At 63.7% G+C, this 6,708-nt stretch carries 4 protein-coding genes; 3 read left to right on the forward strand and 1 reads right to left on the reverse strand.

The features are described 5' to 3' along the window. On the reverse strand, positions 1-2,885 hold a 2,885-nt coding region (locus tag EN925_RS17430; protein WP_128336748.1), incomplete at its 3' end, for a peptidoglycan-binding protein. 455 nt (positions 2,886-3,340) lie between these two features. On the opposite strand from EN925_RS17430, the gene EN925_RS17435 reads away from it, so the two are divergent. The 3 genes from EN925_RS17435 to EN925_RS17445 form a co-directional block, all read left to right on the forward strand. Then, positions 3,341-3,799 carry a MerR family DNA-binding transcriptional regulator gene (locus tag EN925_RS17435; RefSeq protein WP_013533661.1) on the forward strand — a complete coding sequence of 153 codons (459 nt, stop codon included), beginning with the start codon at positions 3,341-3,343 and terminating at the stop codon, positions 3,797-3,799. Positions 3,800-4,106: 307 nt separating this feature from the next. Further along, positions 4,107-5,897 (forward strand): acyl-CoA dehydrogenase, encoded by a 1,791-nt coding sequence (locus EN925_RS17440; RefSeq protein ID WP_127368993.1) that lies wholly within the window; start codon positions 4,107-4,109, stop codon positions 5,895-5,897. Between the two features lie 46 nt (positions 5,898-5,943). Continuing rightward, positions 5,944-6,708, forward strand: a 765-nt coding sequence (locus tag EN925_RS17445) for an acyl-CoA dehydrogenase family protein (protein WP_128336750.1), incomplete at its 3' end; no start/stop codon positions are given.

Consider the following 6,708-nt stretch of genomic DNA (forward strand, 5'->3'; position numbering starts at 1 on the left):
ATGTCGTCCTTGGTTGCCGGTGCGGATGGCTCGGCCTGTCTGACGGCATGGTCCGGCGCGCTTTCCACTGCCGCGGGCTGCGCGTCCGTCTTTGGCTGGCTCGCGGCATCGAGCGAGGCGGTTTGCATCGGCTGCGAGGCGACGATCGGCACGACATCGTTGCTCGCCACCTGGGCCGGATCGGCGAAGAAGGCCTTGCCCAGTTGCAGGGCGCCCAGCGCCAGCAGGATCGCGGTTGTCCCCATCAGGATCGGCTTGCGCCGTGCCTTGAGCAGGTCGCCGATCCGCAGTGCCTTCACCGGTCCGGTCACCGTCGACTGGCGCTTCAGCGCATCGGCCTCGGCGGCCGCGGCCTGCGCCGCGCGCCGGGCAGCGGCGATGAAATCCGATTTCGCGGCATCGGTGTCGCTGGGCTTGGCCGGCTGGCCGCGCTCGTCACGCACGCGCTTCATGATGGCATTGAGGTCAGGTGCGCCGGAGCCGGGCTCCAGCGGCCGGTTGGCCATTTTCGGATCGAGCGGCTCGTCGAGATCGACGCTCGGTATTGGGGCACTCGGCGCTGAGCCGGCCAGTGGCGGGATATCCGCCTCCTTCTTGCCCTTGAAGGCGCGGGCCAGCCCGCCGAACAACGATTTGCGGCCGCCGGCCTGTCCGCCTTTCTCGGCGATCGTGTCCGAACCGAGCGCGGCCATGGCCGCCGCCGCGGCAGCCTCGGCCGGCGTGCGCGTGCCAATACCAATACCGAGGTCGCTACGCATACCCAGGTCGCCGCGTGCACCCGGCTCATTGCGCAGGATGGCGGCGGCACGGCCATCGAGATCTGCCATGTCCCCAGTCAATGGCAGGGGCTGATCGATATCCATCGACGGCGCGTCGACGGCCATTTTGGGTCGGCGCACGCCGCGCCAGTTGCTCGGCTCGGCCGGTGCCGCATCCAGCAATTCGCTCATCGCCTCGACCGGCTCGCCGGGTTCGAGCGAACCCAGCCGGTCGACGATCTTGAGCAACGTATCGTGGATGGCCTCGAACGTTCTCGAATTGCGTTCGTCGGAGCGCCGCGTCAGCGTTTCAAGCGTCTTCAAATCCTGGGCGAGGCCGGAAACCGCGGTCGTATTGGCGCTCGAACCGGCCAGCGATTGCACTGCGTTCTCGGCCGCTTCGCGCGCCGCGCCAAGGATGGAATCGCGGGTTCCTGCGAGCGACTTTTCAATTTCGTTGAGACGCGGGCTGATGTCCTCGAATTCCGGCAGCGGGGTGCTGGGCTTGGAAAGATGAGCCGACAGGCCGGCAACCTGTGCTTCCAGGCTGCGGATCAGCGCCGGATCGATGCCGGCGACCTGTGCGGCCGACGCGTCCAGCCGGCTTGAAATGTCTTCGAGCCGGCTCTCCAGTCCGCGGATCGCCGCTTCGCCCGCGGGATCGGGCACACGCGTTTCAAGGCGCCTGGCGAGCGCCGTAAAGCGGGCATCGATGGCTTCCATGATGCCGACGCTGTCGACCTGCGGCATGCGCTGGTCGAGCCTGTCAGCAACCTCGTCCAGCCTGCGCTCGAGATCGCGGAACAGCATGTTGCCCTGCTCGATGGCGTCACCCTGGCGGCGTTCCATCATGCTCGACAGGACGTCGAAGCGTTGCTCCAGCCCATGGAAGATGTAGTCGGCGTCAGGCATGGCGGGTGCCTGGTCGATCTTGTCGGCGATGAATGCGATCTGCTTGGCCAGGCGCTCCATCGCCTGCTCCGGCAGATTGGCGCGGCCGGCGAGTTCGTCGACCCGGCCCGACAGCGTGATCAACCGGTCCATGACAGCGTTGCCGGGACGATCCTGCGCCACTTCCTGGATCTGGCCGGCAAGCGAGTCGATCCGTCTCTCTATGCGCTCGAAAGCCTCGTGGTCGAATGAATTGGCTTGCGCGGCGACCGTCGATGCCACGATGGCGCGGGAAATCTCGTCCAGCCGCTCGTCGATCATGCCAAGCGTGTCGCTGCCGCGATTGTCTTGCTGGCTGGCGAAATGGTCGACAGCGCCGGCAAGCGTGCGCACCTTCTCCTCCAGCGAGCGCAGCGACAACGATTCCGGCAAATTGTTGACGGCATTGCTGATCTGCTCGAGCCGGGCGGTGAGAGCAGACAGGCCCGGGTCGTCCGAGCGCTTGCGCTGGTCGGCGTCGACGCGGTCTTCGAACGCCGTCCAGCGGCGATCGAAATCGTCCCAGCGGCGGTCGACCTTCTGCACGCTCTCTTCGCGTGCCAGCGTTTCGAGTGCGGCTTTGACCTGTTCGAGCTCGAGCCGCAGCATGTTGACGCTTCTGTCGTCGCTCTTCTCGGCCAGGGTCTGGATGGCGCCCGAAAGACGCTCGAACTCAAGGCCGAGTTCAGCACTGCCCTTGGCCGAAGCACCGGGCCTTGCGCCTGACTGGAAGGCCCGCTCGATGTCCTTGCGCAGCGCTTCGAATTCCCGCTGCAGGCCTGCGGTCATCTGGTGGCGCAATTCCTCGCGCATGCCGCGCAATTCGCCGGCGATCTTGCCGACCATGGCAACGCCATCCTCCTGGCCGCGCACGCGATCGATATCGCGGGCAATGGCCTGGTAATTCTGCTCGAAAGCGGCGGCTCCCTGCATCGGGCTCTTCGGACGCGACGCGGGCTGCGGGTCCTCATACCAGCGCTGCTGGCCAGAGGGCCGGGCGGCGGGGTAGCGCGCATCGGCACCATATTGGCGGGGATCGGGTTGGCGGAGTTCGGGACGTGCCATCGGATCCTCGCGCGTCCGCTCCAGCCGCTGCTCCAGTGTCTCCAGCGACTGGTTCAACTGATCGAGCGTGGTCTGCGGCCTGCGCTGCCTGCCGGCATTGAGTGTATCGAGATAGGACCGCTTGCTGTTCATCGGTGCGTCCGTCTTTCAGAATGGCTGGCTCGCGGCCAGTTCCCCCAGGTCCCTATCGGAACGAAGGCGACCGGCGGCGATGCCGCGGCGGAAGACGAGCTTCCCGGGCTCTCGCCCGCGCTCCGAAAAACCGTGAAAAATTCGATACAGGATAAACACGGGTAGCCGACGCGCCCACATTTCCCCCAACGTGGTAAACAACGCGTTAACCAAACTTAAGAAATCGAAAGGATGTTGGCTGCCGGCCTGACGGTGCGGCATAAAGGGCGGGGCGCAGAACGCCCTTGCGTCATCCTGCGGCAATCGGTATAGAATTGACGTAAACGTAAAAGGCGCATTGAGCGCATGTTTGCGATTTGTTTGTTGAAACCACGACTGGAAGCAGGCCCCCGCTTCCAGTCAGGCGACGCACGGTCCAGGACCGCGACGCCACCAGACGGGGAAAGCCAGTGACCATGAAGCTTATCTCGGCCGGCGAGACCGCGGCCAATACCAATATGTCTGCCGAAGCCGGCGAGGACCTCGTCCGCATCGGCGAGATGGCGAAGAAATATGGAGTGACGCTGCGCACGCTGCGTTTCTACGAAGACAAGGGCCTGCTCAACCCGCAGCGCGACGGTTCGACCCGTCTCTACACGCGCCGCGACAAGGCCCGCCTCAAGCTGATCCTGCTTGGCCGCAAGGTCGGATTCTCGCTGCGCGACGTCAAGCAGATGATGGATCTCTACGATCCCACCGGTTCAAACACCAAGCAGCTCAAGCTTGCGCTGGACAAGTCGGAAAAGCAGCTTGCCCGCCTGCAGAAGCAACGGGCGCTGATCGACGACGCCATCAACGAGCTCAGCGGCTCGATGTCGGCGGTGCGCCAGATGCTGAGCGAGCGTTCGGCGCCGCAGGCGAGCGCCGCCAGCTGAAGCAATTCCGTCAGGAATTGCGCCAGACACCAAGTCGTCTGCTGATTGTCCGAGTTCTGTCTAGCCGCGTGGCCTGCCACGCGGCTTTTCGTTGTCCTGGCCCACTCTTATGGCCTTTCGGCGCTGGCTTGCGCAACGTCGCGCCGCTACGCTCATTGCTCCAGGGGGCGGGGAATCTTGTCGCATCGAGAAAATTGACGTTTACGCAAACGTCAATTTTTGCTATCCCGCTCCCAATATGGGTCCGCATGCCGCCCTGGCTTGTCTTCGGGGCATTCGGACCGGGTTTGCAGGGTGGAGAAAAAGCATGCCGACATACAGGGCTCCGGTCCAGGATACGCTGTTCGTGCTCAACGAGGTTCTGGGTTATCAGCGTTATTCGAACCTTCCCGGATTTGCCGACGCCACGCCCGATGTGCTCGAGGCGATCCTCGCCGAAGGCGCCAAGCTCGCCGAAAACGTCATGCATCCGCTGAACCGTGTCGGCGACATGGAAGGCTGTGTGCGTCACGACGATGGCTCGGTGACCACGCCGAAAGGCTTCAGGGAGGCCTTCGACCAGTACCGCGAGGGCGGCTGGATGGGATTGGCCGCACCCGTCGAGTTCGGCGGCCAGGGCCTGCCCTATGCCGTGCACACCGCCGTCGCCGAATATATGGTCTCGGCCAATATGTCCTTGATGATGTATCCTGGCCTGACGCAGGGCGCGATCGCGGCAATCATCACCCACGGCACCGACGAGCAGAAGGCGACATGGTTGCCGAGGATGATCGAGGGTGCCTGGACCGGCACCATGAACCTGACCGAGCCGCATTGCGGCACGGATCTCGGCCTGTTGCGGACCAAAGCGGTGCCGAACGGCGATGGCACCTATAAGATTTCAGGCCAGAAGATCTTCATCTCGGCCGGCGAACACGACATGTCGGACAACATCGTCCATCTGGTGCTGGCCCGCATCGAGGGTGCGCCGGAAGGCGTCAAGGGCATCTCGCTGTTCATCGTGCCGAAGCTCAAGCTCGACCCGTCGGGCAATCCGGGCAACAGGAACACCGTCTCCTGCGGCTCGATCGAGGAGAAGATGGGCATCCACGGCAATTCGACCTGCGTCATGAACTATGACGAGGCTGAGGGCACGCTGCTCGGCGAGCCCAATGGCGGCCTGAAGGCGATGTTCACGATGATGAACGAGGCGCGCCTCGGTGTCGGCCTGCAGGGGTTGTCGCTGTCGGAGATCGCCTATCAGAACGCTGTCGGCTACGCCAAGGACCGTTTGCAGGGCCGCTCATTGTCTGGGCCGAAGGCGCCGGACAAGAAGGCCGATCCAATCATCGTCCATCCCGACATCCGCCGCAGCCTGATGACCATGAAAGCCTTCAACGAGGCCGGCCGCGCGCTGGCGCTGTGGACGGCGATCAAGTCCGACATCGCCCACCGCTCCGGCGATGACAAGGATCGCCAGGCCGCCGACGACTACACCGGCCTGATGACGCCGGTGGTCAAGGGCGTGCTCACCGACAAAGGGTTCGACCACGCCGTCATGGCGCAGCAGGTGTTCGGCGGTCACGGTTATATCGAAGAGCACGGCATGAGCCAGTTCGTGCGCGATGCCCGCATCGCCATGATCTATGAAGGCGCCAATGGCATCCAGGCGCTCGACCTCGTCGGCCGCAAGCTTGGTTTGCATGGCGGCCGCGCCGTGCAGGCCTTCTTCAAGGAGGTCGGCGAATTCTGCGAGGAGAACCGCGCTAACGAGAAGATGGCGCCGTTCACTAAGGCGTTGAAGAAAGGTCTCAACGATTTGCAGGCGGCGACCATGTGGCTGGTGCAGAACGGCATGGCCAAGCCCGACAATGCGGGTGCCGCCTCGACCGACTACATGCATCTCTTCGGCCTGGTCGCTCTGGGCTATATGTGGGCGCAGATGGCCAAGGTGGCACTTGGTAAGACGGACGCCAATGGCGCGCAATCTTTCTACGGCAACAAGGTCGTGACGGGGCGCTTCTTCATGGAGCGGATCATGCCGGAGACATCGGCTCATCTCGCCCGCATTTCGAGCGGCGCCGACACATTGATGGCACTGCTGGCGGAAGCGTTCTAAGCTCGACCTCACTGGCCTTTCTGTCTGTCGATACGCGGAGGAAATCGTGGCGACAAATCCCGCCGAAGTGCTCTCTTTGCCGAAGCCCGCCTGGGCGGCGGACGAGGTCGGCATGCTCTACGACATGGCGCATCGCTTCATGTCGGAGGAGATCGCGCCGCGCTACGACGAGTTCGAGAAGAACGAGATGGTCGATCGCGAAAGCTGGCTGAAGGCAGGTTCCGCCGGCCTGCTCTGCGCTTCTATGCCGGAGGAATATGGCGGCTCCGGCGGCACCTTCGCGCATGAGAGCGCCATCATCGAGGCCATTGGCCATGTCGGCGTCGACGGGTTCGGCATCGGCCTGCACAATTCGATCGTCGCCCCTTATATCCTCCACTACGGCTCCGAGGAGCAGAAAAAGAAATGGCTGCCGAAGCTGGCGACCGGCGAGCTGATCGGCGCCATCGCCATGACCGAGCCCGGCGCCGGCTCCGATCTGCAGGGCGTCAAGACGCGGGCGCAGAAGGATGGCAACCACTACAAGATCAATGGTTCCAAGACCTTCATCACCAACGGCCAGCTTGCGAACTTCATCATCGTCGTCACCAAGACCGATCCGGAGAAGGGCGCCAAGGGCACCTCGCTGATCGTCGTCGAGACCGACGAGGTCGAAGGTTTCCAGCGCGGCCGTAACCTCGACAAGATCGGGCTCAAGGCCAACGACACGTCGGAGCTGTTCTTCAACGACATGCGCGTGCCGACCTCCAATTTGCTCGGCCACGAGGAAGGTCAGGGCTTCGTCCAGTTGATGCAGCAACTGCCGCAGGAG

This window comes from Mesorhizobium sp. M7A.F.Ca.US.006.04.2.1 (genome assembly GCF_004022915.1).
In the GTDB taxonomy this organism is placed as follows: Bacteria; Pseudomonadota; Alphaproteobacteria; order Rhizobiales; family Rhizobiaceae; genus Mesorhizobium; species Mesorhizobium ciceri.

Bases quoted from the DNA above. Each gene is read 5' to 3' on its own strand.
- EN925_RS17435 (WP_013533661.1), top strand. From the start codon at position 3,341: ATGAAGCTTATCTCGGCCGGCGAGACCGCGGCCAATACCAATATGTCT.
- EN925_RS17440 (WP_127368993.1), top strand. From the start codon at position 4,107: ATGCCGACATACAGGGCTCCGGTCCAGGATACGCTGTTCGTGCTCAAC.